Consider the following 16,337-nt stretch of genomic DNA (forward strand, 5'->3'; position numbering starts at 1 on the left):
ATTGTAAGGCTAAAATAATAAAAAATATGTCTCAAATCGCGATTAATACTTCACAAAATGTAAATATTAATTTCAACATTGCAAGTGTTGGAGACCGGATGATTGCATTTATTATTGATTTATTAATAAAAGTGGCTTATGGTTTCTGTATTTTCTATCTTTTTTTCAACATTCTAGATTTGGGCTACCTCTTAAACGGCCTGGATAATTGGTCTGTACGAGCTGTTTATATCATTCTTCTTTTCCCTACTTTTATTTATTCTTTAGTTTTGGAAAGCCTGATGGAAGGACAAACTCCTGGTAAAAAACTGATGAAAATCCGTGTGGTGAAAATCGATGGTTATCAAGCCGGATTTGGAGATTATATGATTCGATGGATTTTCAGAATTATTGATACAACCTTTATCTGTGTTGTTGGATTGGTTTCAATGATTGTTTCTAAAAACAACCAACGGTTGGGCGACATGGCTGCCGGAACAGCTGTAATTTCATTAAAAAACAACATTAATATTTCCCATACCATTCTGGAAAACATTCATGAAGATTATATTCCCACTTTTCCACAGGTTATTGTACTGAGCGACAATGATATGAGAATTATTAAAGACAATTATACAAAAGCATTAAGAGTCGACGACCGACAGATTATCAGCAAGCTTTCTGACAAAATAAAAAGTATCATAAAGGTGGAAGTAGACCCCAGAAAGATGACGGAAAGGCAGTTTATCGGGGTTATAATTAAAGATTACAATTATTACACCGGGAAAGACAGCTAATTCCGTCAATGATTAATTTTGTTTTGCAAGTTAATTGTGTATCTTTTAATTAAGGTTTAATAAATTGACAATTGAAACAAATTCACCATTCACATTAATTGATCTACATCAAAATGCCCGCGGTGTGGTTTTTGTATTTTTACAATTATAAAGCTTAGATTATGAAATTTGAAAACAATAAATCAGGAAACGGCGGAGTCATTACATTAAATAATGAAATTAAAGAAGTCGGAAGATTGACATATACAATTTTCCCTGAAGAAAACAGATTCATCATTTCTTTTGTGTTGGTGCATCCGGAATTTGAAGGACGCGGAATGGGGAAATATTTAGTGGAAGAAGCCATTAAATTTGCACGGGAGAATAACTGGAAAGTGTATCCGCACTGTTCTTACGCAAGATCTGTGATGATGAGAATGAGTGATGTAGACGATGTTTTTTTACAGCGTTAAAACTTCATTTACCAAAATTTCTTCAATATCATCAGGGTAGTTGACTTTAAGATGCTGGTCGGAGGCTACCCAATTTTGTATTTCCTCCAGCTTCAAAACCTTAGAATTCGGTATTCCCATTTTATCTAAAGCACAGGCATTGCATTCCTGCTCGTACTGATTATGAATAGGAATTACAAACAATTTCTTATCCATAAAAAGTGCTTCTGCAGGGCTTTCAAAACCTGCGTTGCAAAGAATTCCGTCACAATTTTCAAAAGATTTTAAATATTGAATTTCATCAATCGGGAAAACCTCAACATTGCTATCTTTAAACTGAAGCTTGCTGTACTTGGAAAAAACTTTCCATTCAACAGAAATCTGCTTTAATACTTTAATGATATTTTCATCTGAAAAACTGGGAAGATAAACCAAATAAAAACCTTTTTTATCAGGGTGAAGATTTCGTATTTTTCTCCTGATCACCGGTTTTTTAATCTGAGGATGATAATTTTCAAAATGAAAACCTATTTTCCTGTCACTGGGAACATAATATTTTAACACCAGTTCACCGAAAAAGTCTTTCTTTTCAGGCTTGGGTGTTTCCTTAAACAACATGGAAGCCTGATGGCTCAATTCGATCATTGGAAGTTTCTTTAATTTACAGGCCCAACCTGTAAGAGGTTCGTAATCATTGATGATCAAATCGTATTTTGAGAGCTCAATTTCTTTTATCGTTTTAATGGCTTCAAGAAATTTATTCTCTGTGAAAGTTTTTCGATAGGATAAACCGCCTGTTTTGTCATAAAGAAGGGAAATTCCTTTGTGTTGAAAATTAACGTCAAAATCAGCCTTTAATTGCGATTGATGTCCACTGATCAAAGTATCAACCGATGCATATTTTTTTAGAATAGGAACAATCTCCTGTGCACGGGCCACGTGACCGTTTCCGGTTCCCTGAAATGCGTATAAAATTTTCATAGTGTAAAATTGGTAACTATTTTCAAAAGCTCGGCATTATCCATCTCCTGAATTTCTTCTGTTTCGTCATCTTTTAACGAATCTTTATGTTCGTCATAATAGAAGATTTTCCATTCATTATCATTGTATTCCAAGGCCGAAAGGTTTTCAATCCAGTCTCCTGAATTCAGATAAGTGCAGGAACCTTTCTTATTGATCACTTCCCGAATCTGCGGCTGATGGATGTGTCCGCAAATCACGTAATCGTAATGGTTGTCAATAGCCAGTTCAGAAGCCGTCAGTTCAAAATCACCGATATATTTTACCGCTTTTTTTACATTGTTTTTAATCTTCTTTGAAAACGAATATTTTTCTCTGCCCATTTTCTCAAGAAACCAATTTACGACATTATTAATTATGATTAAAAGATCGTAGCCCTTCCCCCCGAGCTTGGCAATCCATTTAGAATGCTGAACGGATGCATCGAAAACATCCCCGTGGAAGATCCATGCTTTTTTATTATTGAGTTCTAAGAAGATTTTGTTGCAGACTTTCAGCTTACCCAATTCGAAGTCGGTAAACTTCCGGAACATTTCGTCGTGGTTTCCGGTAATGTAAAAGACATCTGTGTTTTTTGTAGCAAATGAAAGGATCTTTTTGATCACTTTTAAATGAGGTTTAGGGAAGTAAGACTTTTTGAATTGCCAGATATCGATGATATCACCATTCAAAACCAAAGTTTTAGGCTGAATAGAATTAAGATATCTTAATAATTCTTTAGCCTTACATCCATAAGTCCCCAAATGAACATCCGATATGATAACTAATTCAACGTTTCTTTTCATAGTTTTATGCAAAGAAACTAATTGAAAGTTAACTATATATGAATGTTATATTATTTTTTACAACGAGTTCATCAACTCTTCTGTGATTTCCATGTTGTGATAAACGTTTTGTACGTCGTCGTCATCTTCAAAACGCTCAAGCATTTTCATATTCGCTTTGAATTGCTCTTCGTTTACTTCTTTGGTATTATTTGGAATCCTTTGAAGTTCTGCGCTTTTTGCTTCAATCCCCAACTCGTCTAGCTTATGAGACAATGAACCGAAATCTTCGAAAGCCGTTGTGATCATTACTTCTTCCTCATCTTTTTCCACATCTTCTGCTCCACCGTCGATCATTTCCATTTCAAAATCATCCCAATCCATTTTGATTTGAGACATATCGATACTGAAAATCCCTTTTCTGTCGAAGATAAACGCCAATTCTCCATTCTTTCCAAGGTTACCATCAAACTTATTGAAAATTGCTCTTACATTGGCAACAGTTCTTGTTGTATTATTAGTAGTACATTCTACAAAGAATGCAACACCACCCTGTCCATATCCTTCATAAGTAACCTCTTCATAGTTTTCTGCATCTGCACCGCTTGCTTTTTTGATGGCTCTGTCTACATTATCTTTTGGCATGTTTGCCCCTTTTGCATTCTGGATACATCTTCTTAATGCCGGATTTGCTTCGGGATCGGATCCACCTGCTTTTACAGCCAAGGCAATGTCTTTACCAATTTTAGAGAAAGTTTTGGCCATTTTATCCCATCTGGCCATTTTAGAAGCTTTTCTATATTCAAACGCTCTTCCCATTTTATTTTAAATTTCCACAAAATTAATTAAAAGTCAACGAAAAAAAAATACCCCCAAATAATTGGAGGTATTATATTTAGAAAAATTTAATTATTTTCTTTTTTTAACTACTTTTTTCTTAGCAGTAGCTTTCTTCTTAGTTGCTTTTTTCACTGGAGCATCTTCGTAATCTCTTTTCTTGATTGCGTTCCACTCGTCAGCATTTTCAATAGCTTTTACAACTACTTTTCTGTCAGCTTGTCTTTCAGCATCAGTCGCTTTTTCATCGATTGTAGCTTTAGCTTCACCAACACCTACTGATTTAAGAGCGTTTGGATCTACACCTCTTGCATCTAAAGCAGCAACTACAGCAGCAGCTCTTTCTCTAGATAACTTCAAGTTGTAAGCCTCAGTTCCTTTTTTATCAGTTCTACCTTCTAATAGATAGTTACCACCTTCTTTCTTAATGATGTCAGCAGCTTTATCTAATGCTGGAGTAGACTCAGCTTTGATAGTAGCTTTGTTGAAATCAAAGAATACAGCTCTAAAGTTAGTTTCTAATTCGTCAGCAACTACAGTTTTAGGCTTAGGACATCCGTTGTATTCTGGAAGACCTGGAACAGTAGGACAAGCATCATCTTTATCAAGGATACCGTCACCGTCTGTATCTGGCCAAGGACAACCGTTGTTTTCAGCAGGACCTGCAACTGTAGGACAAGCATCATCTTTGTCGATTACACCGTCACCGTCAGTATCTGGCCAAGGGCATCCGTTGTTTTCAACTGGACCAGCCACATCTGGACATTGATCGTCTTTATCTGGAACTCCATCACCGTCAGTATCAGGACATCCTTGGAATTCTGGTAAACCTGGTGTATCAGGACATAAATCGTCTTTATCTAAGATACCATCCTTATCTCTGTCTCTGTTACCAAATCTGAAGTTCAATGATGCTCCAGCTTGCCAGAAGTTAGCAACACCAGACTTGTTACCTGGAGTTGAAACATAATCACCTTGGATACCAAGACCGAAGTTTTTAGTTACCCAGAAGTTGATACCTGCACCAGTAGCAAGAGTAAAGAAGTTAGCTTTACCATTTTCATTACCGTTCTCTCCGTTTGTAACAATCGCTCCATTTGCGTCAGTTCTTGGGAAAGTAAGAGAAGAATGGTCATGTCTTAGGTAGTTAGCACCAACTCTTAAATATGGATCGAACCAAGATTCTTCATTCCATAAAAGACCTGCAGCTTTAGCTTGGAAACCAAGACCAGTTTGAAGGAAGAATTCTTTCCCCATGTTGAATCTTTTGTTTTCAACATTTCCTACTGTAGTTTGCCAGTCGATTACTAAACCCTTACCAATGTTTCTAGCTACGATAAGCTTAGACAATGGAGGTGTAATAGAGAAGTTGTTCATATTGAACATTGTCTTCGTCAAATTATTAGCAGAGAACGTATTACTGAAATTGTCTCTCTGTGCCATATGGTTTTCCGCGTGAGCACCAACCCCGATCATCCACGGATTGTTGGTAGTCTGAGCGAACACAGTAGAAGCAACAGTAAGTGCCAATGCTGAAATTCCTAATTTTAGATTTTTCATAGAATTAAATGATTAAATAATTGATAATGCAAAATAAATATAATTTTTCTTTATATACAAAGTTTTTCAAATGATTTTTAACTTTTCTTTAATATTCTGTCCAGGTTACGTTTATTTTCTCTATCTTTTATGCTCTCCCTCTTATCAAAAAGCTTTTTCCCTCTGGCTAAGGCAATCAAAACCTTCGCTTTTCCCCTGTCGTTGATATATAGTTTTAAGGGAATTATAGTGTTCCCTGCATCCTTTAGCTTTTTTTCGAGCTTTTGCAATTCTTTTTTGTGCAACAGCAATTTCCGTTCCCTTTTTGCCTTGTGATTGTAAAAAGTGCCTAATTTGTACTCATCAATCATCATATTAATGATATACAATTCCCCATCAATAAACTGGCAGAACGATTCTGCGATAGACGCTTTCGAAGAACGCAAAGATTTTATTTCTGTCCCCGTTAAAACCATTCCCGCCTCAAATTCTTCGAGAATTTCGTATTCAAATCTAGCTCTTCTATTTAATATATTAACTGTCTTTTCAATCTTCATTCTAAAATTCTTTTTAATTATAATTTATAATTAAATTGTTAAAATCATAATATCTAGGAGTGTATCATCTTTATTAATCCTTTTCCACAACTCCCACACATTAAATAATTAATGAAATATATAAAAAATACTCCACATTTAAAAACTTGACTATTACATTATTACAAATACCCAAATTCTTTTCGTATTTTTGCGCCAAATTTACAAAACTATATGTTAACAGTATCTAACTTATCTTTACAATTCGGGAAAAGGGTTCTTTTTGACGAGGTAAACATTATGTTTACGAAAGGAAACTGCTACGGGATCATCGGAGCAAATGGTGCAGGAAAGTCTACATTCCTTAAAATATTAACAGGAAAGCAGGACCCGACTACAGGACACATATCTTTGGAACCTGGAAAAAGGATGTCAGTTCTTGAGCAGGATCACTTTGCATATGATAATTTTACGGTTCTTGAAACCGTTTTAAGAGGAAATAAAAGATTATTCGAGATAAAGGAGGAGATGGATGCGCTTTACGCAAAAGAAGACTTTTCCGACGAAGACGGCATCAAAGCAGGTGAACTTGGAGTAATCTATGATGAAATGGGTGGATGGACTGCAGAATCAGATGCACAGACCATGCTTTCAAACGTTGGTATTAAAGACGATATGCACTGGCAGATGATGGGTGAGCTTGAGAATAAGGACAAAGTAAAAGTTCTATTAGCTCAGGCACTTTTCGGAAACCCTGATGTATTGATTCTGGATGAGCCTACGAATGACCTTGATATTGACACAATTTCTTGGTTGGAAGATTTCCTTGCAGATTACGAAAATACGGTAATTGTTGTATCTCACGACCGTCACTTCTTAGACACGGTTTGTACGCACATCGGTGACTTGGATTATGCTAAACTTAACCTTTATACAGGTAACTACTCTTTCTGGTATCAGGCTTCACAATTGGCTACGAGACAAAGAGCTCAGGCTAACAAGAAAGCGGAAGAAAAGAAGAAAGAGCTGCAGGACTTCATCGCAAGATTTAGTTCAAACGTTGCAAAAGCTAAACAGGCAACTGCAAGAAAGAAAATGATCGATAAATTAAATATCGATGATATTAAACCATCTTCAAGAAGATATCCTGCCATCATTTTCGAAATGGAAAGAGAAGCGGGTGATCAGATTTTGGATGTAAAAGGTCTTGAAAAAACTAAAGACGGAGAATTATTATTCTCAAACATTGATTTAAACCTTAAAAAAGGGGATAAAGTTGCTGTTTTGTCTAAAAATTCATTGGCAATTACAGAATTCTTTGAGATTTTAGCCGGAAATGTTCAAGCAGATAAAGGAACTGTTGCCTGGGGAGTTACTACAAACCAGTCTCACATGCCTTTAGACAATACCAATTTCTTCCAGGAAGATATCAGCTTAGTTGATTGGTTGAGACAATTCACAAAAAATGATGAAGAGCGCCACGAAGAATTCATGAGAGGATTCTTGGGAAGAATGCTTTTCTCAGGAGATGAAGCTTTGAAATCTTGTAAAGTACTTTCTGGTGGTGAAAAAATGAGATGTATGTTCAGCAGAATGATGCTTCAGAAGGCAAACGTTCTTTTATTAGACGAGCCTACCAACCACTTAGACCTTGAAAGTATCACGACTTTGAACAACTCATTGTCTAACTTTAAAGGAAATCTTTTACTGGCATCTCATGACCACGAAATGCTTCAGACAGTCTGTAACAGAATCATCGAACTGACTCCGCAAGGAATCATCGACAGAGAGATGACTTACGATGAATATCTTGCTGATAAAAAAGTAAAGGAATTAAGAGAGAAAATGTACTCTTAATAGTAAACTAAATTCTTAGTTCAAAAATAAAAATAGCTACTCCTGTGAGTAGCTATTTTGTTTGCCGGATAGTAATAATTATTAGAATCTAAATTTTTATATTAACAAGGCAGCACTACTTTTTAAAATATATTTTCCTTATTTTTGTGAAATGAGTCAAAAATGGATTTATAAGCCCGAACCTGATGAGGAAATTGTGGATGGATTAAGTTCGTCACTTGGTTTTGGAACTTTCGAATCTAAACTCCTCGTTCTTAGAGGAATTGACAATTATCAGAAGGCAAGAGAGTTTTTCAAACCAAACGTTAGCGACATCCACAACCCCTTCCTGATGGCGGATATGCAGAAAGCCGTAGAGCGAATTGCCACAGCCATCGAAAACGGAGAAAAAATACTTGTTTACGGTGATTATGATGTAGACGGAACCACCGCTGTTGCCCTGATGTACCTTTACCTCAGCAAAATTGTTCAGAAAAAATATTTAGATTATTATATTCCAGACAGAAACTCTGAAGGATACGGTATTTCTACCGAAGGGATAGATTTTGCCAAAGAAAATGGCTTTTCCCTAATCATTGCTCTGGACTGCGGGATCAAGGCTTTGGATATGATAAGCTATGCACAAAATTTAGGCATTGATTTTATCATTTGTGATCACCATTTACCCGGAGATGAAATTCCAAACGCTGTTGCAGTTCTGGATCCAAAAAGAATTGACTGCCGTTATCCATTCAAGGAACTTTCCGGATGTGGCGTTGGTTTTAAGCTTTGCCAGGGTTTAAATACAATTTATAAACTTCCCGAAGCGGAATTATTTGAATTAACAGACCTTCTCGCCATTTCCATTGCTGCAGATATCGTTTCTATGACGGGCGAAAATAGGGTTTTGGCTAAAATGGGACTGAAAGTGTTACGAAAAACAAGAAATTTAGGATTAAGATTATTAATTCCTGATGATAAGCTTTCTCACTTCGAAATCTCAAACATCGTTTTTGAAATTGCCCCGAAAATCAATGCTGCAGGAAGAATTTCACACGGAAGAGCAGCTGTTGAATTAATGGTTTCGGATAATCTCAAACACGCTCATCAGATTGTAAGCGACATTATGGATCTTAATGATGAAAGAAGAGAACTGGATATGAATTCTACCCTTTCAGCATTAAACCAAGTCATTGAATCTCAACAGGAAACAAAATATACCACCATTGTTTACCACCCGGAATGGAACAAAGGCGTAATCGGGATTGTGGCTTCAAGATTAATTGAAACCTATTACAAACCTACCCTTGTTTTTACCGACGGAAATAATGGTGAAATGGTAGCTTCGGCAAGATCCGTTTCAGATTTTGATGTGCATGAGGCATTAGATATGTGCTCGGAATATTTCTTAAAATTTGGAGGGCATCATGCAGCGGCGGGACTTTCCATGGAGAAGGACAAATTTGATGCTTTCAAAGAAAAGTTTGAAAGAGTGGTTTCTGAAAAGATCCAGGAACACCAGAAGGAACCTTGTATTACGATAGATTCTGTGATCCAGGTTGATGAGATCAACAGGGAGTTTATCAATTTCCACAGAAAACTGGCTCCTTTCGGGCCTCATAATATGAAACCGATTTTAGCTTTAACCAATCAAAAGATTTCCGGATATATAAAAACGATGGGTAAAGATAATAATCACCTGAAATTTTATATCAAACAGGAATCTACCGGAAGAAATATAGAATGTGTAGGTTTTAAACTAGGCCAACATGCTGATGATTTTAGAAATAAAAGCTTTGATCTTGCTTTCACACTTGAAGAGAATCACTGGAAAGGCAATGTTACGCATTATCTGAATATCAAGGATGTAAAGTTTAGGGATTAGAAATATCATGAAAAAGATAGGTTTGTTTTTTGGTTCGTTTAACCCGATTCATATTGGGCATTTAATTCTGGCAAATTACATTCTGGAGAATTCCGATATGGATGAATTGTGGTTTGTGGTAAGTCCGCAAAATCCTTTTAAAGAAAAAAAATCTTTGTTAAAGGATCACAACAGATTGGATATGGTGCAGCTTGCCGTAAAAAACTATCCTAAAATGCGTGCTTCTAATGTAGAATTTTCACTTCCACAACCGAGCTATACGATTGATACTCTGACATATCTTCATGAAAAATATCCCGATTATTCTTTTAGCTTAATTATGGGTGAAGATAATTTGGGCAGCCTTCATAAGTGGAAAAATTCTGAAACTTTAATTAAAAATCATCATATTATTGTTTATCCAAGAATGTTTGAGGGTGAAAAAAAAGATTCAGAATATCTTCAGCATGACAATATTTCTTTGATTAAAGCTCCTGTTATTGAACTTTCTGCAACGGAAATCCGAAACATGATCAGAGACGGTAAAAATGTACGGCCAATGTTGCCGCCGGAAGTTTTTGAATATTTGGACGGTAGTAGTTTTTATAAATAATTGAGATGAGATTCTATTTTTTTTTATTTCTTTTTGCTCAGCTGTTTGCTTTCGGGCAAACTATTTCTAAGGAAGATTCTATTAAAAAACAACAGGATTTAGAAGAACGTATCAAGATATTTCAAGAACGTATAAAATATTACAATGAGCGTTGTAGTAAGGATTCTCTAAGAGCAGTTGCTGATTCTAAAACTCAAAACAAATATTATATTTACAACTCTGTTCCTTCTGACAGCGATTTTCCCGCTAAAAAAGAACTTCAAAGTTTATTACAAAACCATAATATAAGTTGGGGAGGAATAGGATCTGGCAGCGATCTACCTCATCATTATACAACGGATAAATGTTATCATCGTTACATGAATGTTTTCACTGAGAAAAAGTTTGGTGAAGATTTCATGTTAAGTCTTGTTAGGCAATCTCTTCTGGAATATATTAATAAAAATCCATCGATAATTTTTGAATACAACGAGCATTTAGATTGGATTTATGATAATAACGATGCAATTGCAGATGAAATGATTAATAAATTGTTTTTCAAAAATTTTATTTATCCGAAAGGTTATAAAAGTTCTCTACTGAAAAACGCTTCTTTTACAATAGTCCAATTGAACTTTGATTATGAAAATCATAAATTATTATTAGAGAGTTTTGAGCATCATATTGATGATAATCATAACAAACAATTCATTCCTTATCTCGAAAGGAAGATTAAAGATTTTATTAATTCCCCTATCTTTGTACTCTCAGAAAATAGTGGAAGATATGATGGAGTAAAAACATCTTTCAAAATTTATTATAAATAACTTAAAATGAATTTCATAGAAAAATTTTTCTCAAAATATTCTCAGGAAAGAGTCATTAAATGGTTCAGACAGGTTTGTCTGGCGGAAGCTATTTCCTGTTTATTACTGTATGGTGTTGCGATGATCTGGATACGTTATGATGAAAATTTATATTCTATTATTTTCATTAGCGTGATCGGTAGTTTGCATGGGTTATTTTTTACGCTTTACCTTTTGCTTTGCCTGCCTGCGAGAAAGATTTTCCAATGGGATGATGAGGATTTTGTGTTTGCCCTACTCTCGGCATTTTTTCCTTTTGCCACCATTTGGGTCGATAAAAAACTCGCCCGTTTCGATAGAGAATAAAATTTAAAAGAACCAAAATTTGGTTCTTTTTTTTGCTAAATACATTTCCGAGGAGCTGTTTACAATTAAATTTTCACAACAATTTCCTCTTCCTGATTATTAATTTTCTTTTAATTCTCAACAAATTTCACCCTGTGATGTAACAAAAGTCGGGGCAAAATTGTCTCATTAAATAACAAAGCCTTTGAAATTCATATTTAACATAAATTTTTAGTCACTGAAAATCAATTAGTTAAATTAGTATTACAAATATTTTAAGTACTTTGTATTGCATGATACTAAATTTATTATATATCTTTGCAATGTTAGATAATAAAAAATACAAGCTATTAAACTTTCTAAAATAAACATCATGAAAACGCCAATTCTCATCGCAGCTATATTTTTCAGCGGATTAACCTTCGCACAGGAAAAAAAACAAGACACTGTAAAAACTAAAACCATTGAAGGGGTAACGATGACAAAACAGATCTTCAAAAAACAAAGTGACCGTTTTGTGTATGACGTTGCCGCATCTCCTGTTACAAAAGGAAATACAACTTTTGATTTATTAAAGCAAACTCCACTTTTATCGACAACGGATGATAAAACATTGAAAATCACAGGAAAAAACAACGCACTAATCTTCATCAACGGGAGAAAAACCAATATGGATGCAGAATCCTTAACTCAATTCCTAAAAAATACACCTGCCGAAAACATCCAGAGAATTGAGGTGATTACCGTTCCTGGAAGTGAATATCAGGTAGAATCTTCAGACGGAATCATCAATATCGTGCTGAAGAAAAAAATGAGTGACGGGACAAGCGGGAATATGAGAATGTCGAACTCACAGAATAAATATAACTCCAGCAATGCAAGCTTTTCCGTGAATTACAGAAAAGATAAGCTGGGAATTAATGCAAATTTGAGCGGCGGCGAAAGTATTAATCCGCAATCTTATATTTTAAGAAATAGAACCGGTAACGTCCAAAATGAATCCGTTGGTGATATCGACGATCCGAACAAAAACATTGGTGGATATTTAAATATTGATTATCAATTAACCGAAAAAAGTAATCTGGCTCTATCCTGGAATTCCTGGGCGAATAAAAGCTACAACTCAACTATTAATTTATTAAATACGATAACGAGATATGATGAAAATGGAAATTTGGCTTCTACCAATTACACAAAAACGAAAAATAAAGAAGATGCAAGGAATTACAACAATTCAGTCAATTTAAACTATGAATTAAAGCTTGATTCTTTGGGAAGCAAATTGAATTTGAATGCCGCTTATCTTAATTATAAAAGATTCCAGTATTCTGATAATAATACGATGATTAAAGATCCAGCAGGAGATTTCACCCAAAACAGCAAAAAAATAATCCAGGATATCCCTCAGATCATCAATAACTTTTCCGGAACGGTAGATTACATCCAAAAGTTTAAAAATGACTTTACTTTTTCTGCCGGAGGGAATTTTAACAAAACTAAAACCGACAACGATACAAAAAATTACACCTATCCATACGATATTTCAGGGAACCAGCTTCCTTCAGAAAATGATTTTAACCATTTCATTTATGATGAAAACATTTACGGTGTATATGTAACTTTTGAAAAGAAATTCTCTGATAAATTATCCGGGAAAGTGGGGACAAGATATGAGATCACCAACAGTTTAGGAACTGCGGACAGCTGGAAAAACAATGTAGAATCCAACCAGAAAATTGAAAGAAATTATAATAATCTTTTACCTTATTTAAGCTTCAATTATGCCATAAATGATAAGAATAATTTGTCTTATTCATTTTCAAGCAGAATGAGAAGACCTAGTTTCTGGGAGCTGAACCCTGTGAAAAACCTTATTACAGAAGATAATTATACCCAAAACAACCCTTTTGTAAAAGCTTCATCTACGTACAATCAGGAGTTAACATATATGTATAAAAACTCATACTTCTTTATTTTAAATCACACGTATGTAAAAGATCAGATTACCCAAGTTCCTTTACAGAGAAGCTATATCGACCCAAAAACGAATCAGGAAAGAATACAATTGGCCTATATCAGAACCAATTTCGGAGACAAGCAGGAAATGTCTGCTATGGTGGGAATTCAAAAAACGTTCTTCAAACAATACCTTACCACCAATTTCAATGTTGGAGTGCAGCACAATATCAATGATGGATTCTTGAATACAGATCCTACGACAGGACAGGTTTTTGACGATTACATCAACAACAGAAAGTCTACCAGCGTTGTTATTCAAACCAACAACACGCTTCGTCTTGACAAAAAGAAAACTTGGTTCTTAGGTGCAAATTTCTTCTATATAGACAAACAGCAAATCGAGCTTGGAGTGCTTAAAAACTTGATGAGCTTAGATTTAAGCTTAAAGAAAAACTGGAACGACTGGACTTTTGCCGTAAATGTAAATGACGTTCTGAGAACTAATATCGTAGAAATTGAAGACTTCCAGGACAATGGAAACTACAATTACATCAGAAATGACCAGTACAGAAGAAACCTAACGGTAAGCATTACTTACAACTTCGGAAACCAAAAGGTGAAAAAAGTAAGAGACATCGAAAGTGCTTCTGATGCTATTAAAAACAGAACGAGATAACAATCATTCTTCATATAAAATTATTTTGTGGTAACCCGTCGGCAATTCGGCGGGTTTTTTATTTTTTAAAATTTAATTATTAAGTTAATATTTTACTGTCAACGGCTTGATTTTAGTATTAATTTATTTAAGTCAATTATAATAAATAAGTATGAAAAAGTATGTATTAATTCTCGGGGGCTTATTAATGATGGCACTTTCAACTGGTTGTCAGAAAAAAATTGAACTTGGCAAAAATGCATCCTTTACCATCGAAAAAAATGTTTCTTATGGTGAAGATCCACAACAGGAAATGGACATTTACATCCCCAAAAATAAGTCTAAAGAAGGTGTCTTCATCATTATTCACGGTGGCGGATGGCGTGGAGGGGAAAGATCTCAGATCACAAGCTTTACTTTCGATTTAATGAAAAAATTTCCTACCCATACTTTTGTAAATATGGATTACAGGCTCGCTTCCACCAAACAATTTGCCCTTCCAAACCAAATGGACGACATTAAAAATGCAATGCTAAAAGTAGAAAAGAAATTAAATTATAAACCCAGATACATTCTTCTCGGAAACAGCGCCGGCGGAAGCCTGTCAATGCTCTATGCTTATAAATTTGATCAGGATAAAAAGGTAAAAGCCGTTGTAAATATTGTTGGTCCTGCCGATCTCAGCGATCCAGATTTCAAAAATTATGATGATTATTCTTTTCTTGAAAAACATTTGATAGATCCTAAAATTGTTGATAAAAATATATCTCCAATGAATTTTGGAAGCCCTACTCACTGGATTACCGCTACTTCAACGCCAACCATTTCTTTTTATGGAACTCAGGACGAAGTGGTTCCGATGTCTCAGAAGAAGATTCTAGATTCAACTATGGATAAAAATAAAGTATACCATGAATCTTATGAGTTTAACGGAAACCATCTTTCATGGGAGGAGAAATCTCATTCAACTTTTCTAATTAATAAGATCAGTAATTTCCTGAAGAACATAGACAAAAATAAAACGCTCTGAAAGTTTTCAAAGCGTTTTTATTTTAATTTTAGTTGTGCTTATTCTTGAAAAAATTAGTGTTTTTTGTATTTAAAACTAATATCCCAAAGTTCTTTTCGCCTCAATAGCAGTGGTATTCAGGGTATTTAAACATCTTGTAAACTTCTCATCGCTTCTAACATCCCAGAAAGGAAACAGCACTACCACAGAAACATCGGATTTCGGATCATAAGCCATTAAAGACAAATATCCTTCCGTTGCACCGTTGTGTCCATACCCGATTCCAGTAAAATCTGAACATCCCAGAGCATATCCGGAAGTTGTAGCAGGACCTTTGCTGGTTCTCATCAATTCTGCACTTGAAGCGTACAAAACATTCTGCCCTTTCATTAGAGTTCTGATATAATCGCTCAGCATTACCATAGTTCCTACTCCATTTCCTTCCCCGATGTGGGCGCTTGCATTTTTCTGATCCGTTACCTCATCATGACTGGAAAATTTAATTAATCCTTTTACGTACGGCGAAGGCAGTTGCTTATCTGAAGCCAGTTCAGGAAACTTGATTCCTAAAGGTTTCTTTGAACCCGGACCTACAATTTGGTCAAACATAAAATCTCCGTACGTTTTGATTGAATTTGTTTTTTGAGAATAAATTCTTGCAATAATCTCACTTAAAATCGTATATCCCGTATTGGAATAATGATAAACCGTATTCGGCGGACCATACGTCAAATTATGATCTTTCAGAACTTTTGCATAATCTGAAGCCGAAAACTGGAAATCAGGATTGGTTGTCAGCATGTGCTCTGCATAAGTTTCTCCACCGATATTGTATTGTGAAGCATCATTTGTCAGGTCATAGATTCCCGCATTATGCTGTAAAATCTGACGAATCGTAATTTCATTTTTGTGTGGAAAGTTCCAGTCTGCCACATCCGGAGTGTACGGAACTGTTGTTCCGGGAATATTAGCTGTGATTTTATCATCTAGATTCAGCCAGCCGTCCTGCATCATTTTTAAAATTGCCGTTGAGGTAAAATTCTTGGTATTGCTTGCAAAACGGAAATACGTATTTGGTGTTACGGCTGTACCATTGGTGCCTTTTACCGTACTGAAATAAGTACCTCTCGGTGAAACTATATAAACGCTTAACGAAGGAACATCCGTATTGAGATCTCTCTGAAGATTAGAGTGAATATTTTTCACTACAGCGTCCAGCTCAAGCTGATAGTTATTCTCTTTTTCATCATCTCCGCATCCCGCAAAAACAAAGGGCAAAAACAATGAAAGAGTAAGAAGTCTGAGTTTTTTCATAGTTTAATTTATTTATGATGCTAATTTCGTTATTTTTTATAAATATTTCAACGA

15 protein-coding genes are annotated in these 16,337 nt (G+C 35.1%); 9 read left to right on the forward strand and 6 right to left on the reverse strand.

What is annotated here, in order from left to right; genetic code table 11:
- The first annotated feature begins 26 nt into the window (after positions 1-26).
- A complete protein-coding gene (locus ATE47_RS14750) occupies positions 27-776 on the forward strand; it encodes an RDD family protein (RefSeq protein ID WP_062162674.1) in 750 nt (249 codons plus the stop codon).
- Positions 777-937: 161 nt separating this feature from the next.
- Positions 938-1,228: a GNAT family N-acetyltransferase gene (locus ATE47_RS14755; protein ID WP_062162675.1), complete on the forward strand. Its 291-nt coding sequence runs from the start codon at positions 938-940 to the stop codon at positions 1,226-1,228.
- Here ATE47_RS14755 and ATE47_RS14760 read toward each other — a convergent pair.
- The 5 genes from ATE47_RS14760 to smpB form a co-directional block, all read right to left on the reverse strand.
- Entirely contained in the window at positions 1,217-2,188 is a 972-nt protein-coding gene (locus tag ATE47_RS14760) for a glycosyltransferase family protein (RefSeq protein ID WP_062162676.1), read from the reverse strand. The two genes, ATE47_RS14755 and ATE47_RS14760, sit on opposite strands and share 12 nt — an antisense overlap.
- Entirely contained in the window at positions 2,185-3,012 is an 828-nt protein-coding gene (locus ATE47_RS14765) for a UDP-2,3-diacylglucosamine diphosphatase (protein ID WP_062162677.1), read from the reverse strand. Before ATE47_RS14765 ends, ATE47_RS14760 begins: the two co-directional genes overlap by 4 nt.
- 57 nt (positions 3,013-3,069) lie before the next feature.
- Entirely contained in the window at positions 3,070-3,810 is a 741-nt protein-coding gene (locus ATE47_RS14770) for a YebC/PmpR family DNA-binding transcriptional regulator (protein ID WP_062162678.1), read from the reverse strand.
- 90 nt (positions 3,811-3,900) lie between these two features.
- Positions 3,901-5,388: an OmpA family protein gene (locus ATE47_RS14775; protein WP_062162679.1), complete on the reverse strand. Its 1,488-nt coding sequence runs from the start codon at positions 5,386-5,388 to the stop codon at positions 3,901-3,903.
- Positions 5,389-5,465: 77 nt separating this feature from the next.
- Entirely contained in the window at positions 5,466-5,924 is a 459-nt protein-coding gene (smpB, locus tag ATE47_RS14780; RefSeq protein ID WP_062162680.1) for an SsrA-binding protein SmpB, read from the reverse strand.
- A 213-nt stretch (positions 5,925-6,137) separates the two neighbouring features.
- Here smpB and ATE47_RS14785 point away from each other — a divergent pair, with 213 nt between their 5' ends.
- From ATE47_RS14785 to ATE47_RS14815, 7 genes are all read left to right on the forward strand, one after another.
- A complete protein-coding gene (locus ATE47_RS14785; RefSeq protein WP_062162681.1) occupies positions 6,138-7,760 on the forward strand; it encodes an ABC-F family ATP-binding cassette domain-containing protein in 1,623 nt (540 codons plus the stop codon).
- Positions 7,761-7,911: 151 nt separating this feature from the next.
- Positions 7,912-9,624, forward strand: coding sequence for a single-stranded-DNA-specific exonuclease RecJ (gene recJ, locus ATE47_RS14790; RefSeq protein ID WP_062162682.1), 1,713 nt, complete (start codon positions 7,912-7,914; stop codon positions 9,622-9,624).
- Between the two features lie 7 nt (positions 9,625-9,631).
- The gene (gene nadD, locus ATE47_RS14795; RefSeq protein ID WP_062162683.1) at positions 9,632-10,216 is read left to right on the forward strand and encodes a nicotinate (nicotinamide) nucleotide adenylyltransferase; all 585 of its coding nucleotides are present in this window, start codon (positions 9,632-9,634) and stop codon (positions 10,214-10,216) included.
- A gap of 5 nt (positions 10,217-10,221) precedes the next feature.
- Positions 10,222-11,022, forward strand: coding sequence for a hypothetical protein (locus tag ATE47_RS14800; protein ID WP_062162684.1), 801 nt, complete (start codon positions 10,222-10,224; stop codon positions 11,020-11,022).
- 6 nt (positions 11,023-11,028) lie between these two features.
- Positions 11,029-11,367, forward strand: coding sequence for a DUF3817 domain-containing protein (locus ATE47_RS14805; protein ID WP_062162685.1), 339 nt, complete (start codon positions 11,029-11,031; stop codon positions 11,365-11,367).
- A gap of 352 nt (positions 11,368-11,719) precedes the next feature.
- A complete protein-coding gene (locus tag ATE47_RS14810; protein ID WP_062162686.1) occupies positions 11,720-13,981 on the forward strand; it encodes a TonB-dependent receptor domain-containing protein in 2,262 nt (753 codons plus the stop codon).
- A 151-nt stretch (positions 13,982-14,132) separates the two neighbouring features.
- The gene (locus ATE47_RS14815; protein ID WP_062162687.1) at positions 14,133-14,990 is read left to right on the forward strand and encodes an alpha/beta hydrolase; all 858 of its coding nucleotides are present in this window, start codon (positions 14,133-14,135) and stop codon (positions 14,988-14,990) included.
- Between the two features lie 75 nt (positions 14,991-15,065).
- On the opposite strand, the gene ATE47_RS14820 is transcribed toward ATE47_RS14815, so the two are convergent.
- Positions 15,066-16,283 carry a serine hydrolase domain-containing protein gene (locus ATE47_RS14820; protein WP_062162688.1) on the reverse strand — a complete coding sequence of 406 codons (1,218 nt, stop codon included), beginning with the start codon at positions 16,281-16,283 and terminating at the stop codon, positions 15,066-15,068.
- Between the last annotated feature and the right edge of the window lie 54 nt (positions 16,284-16,337).

The organism is Chryseobacterium sp. IHB B 17019 (genome assembly GCF_001456155.1).
Lineage (GTDB): Bacteria > Bacteroidota > Bacteroidia > Flavobacteriales > Weeksellaceae > Chryseobacterium.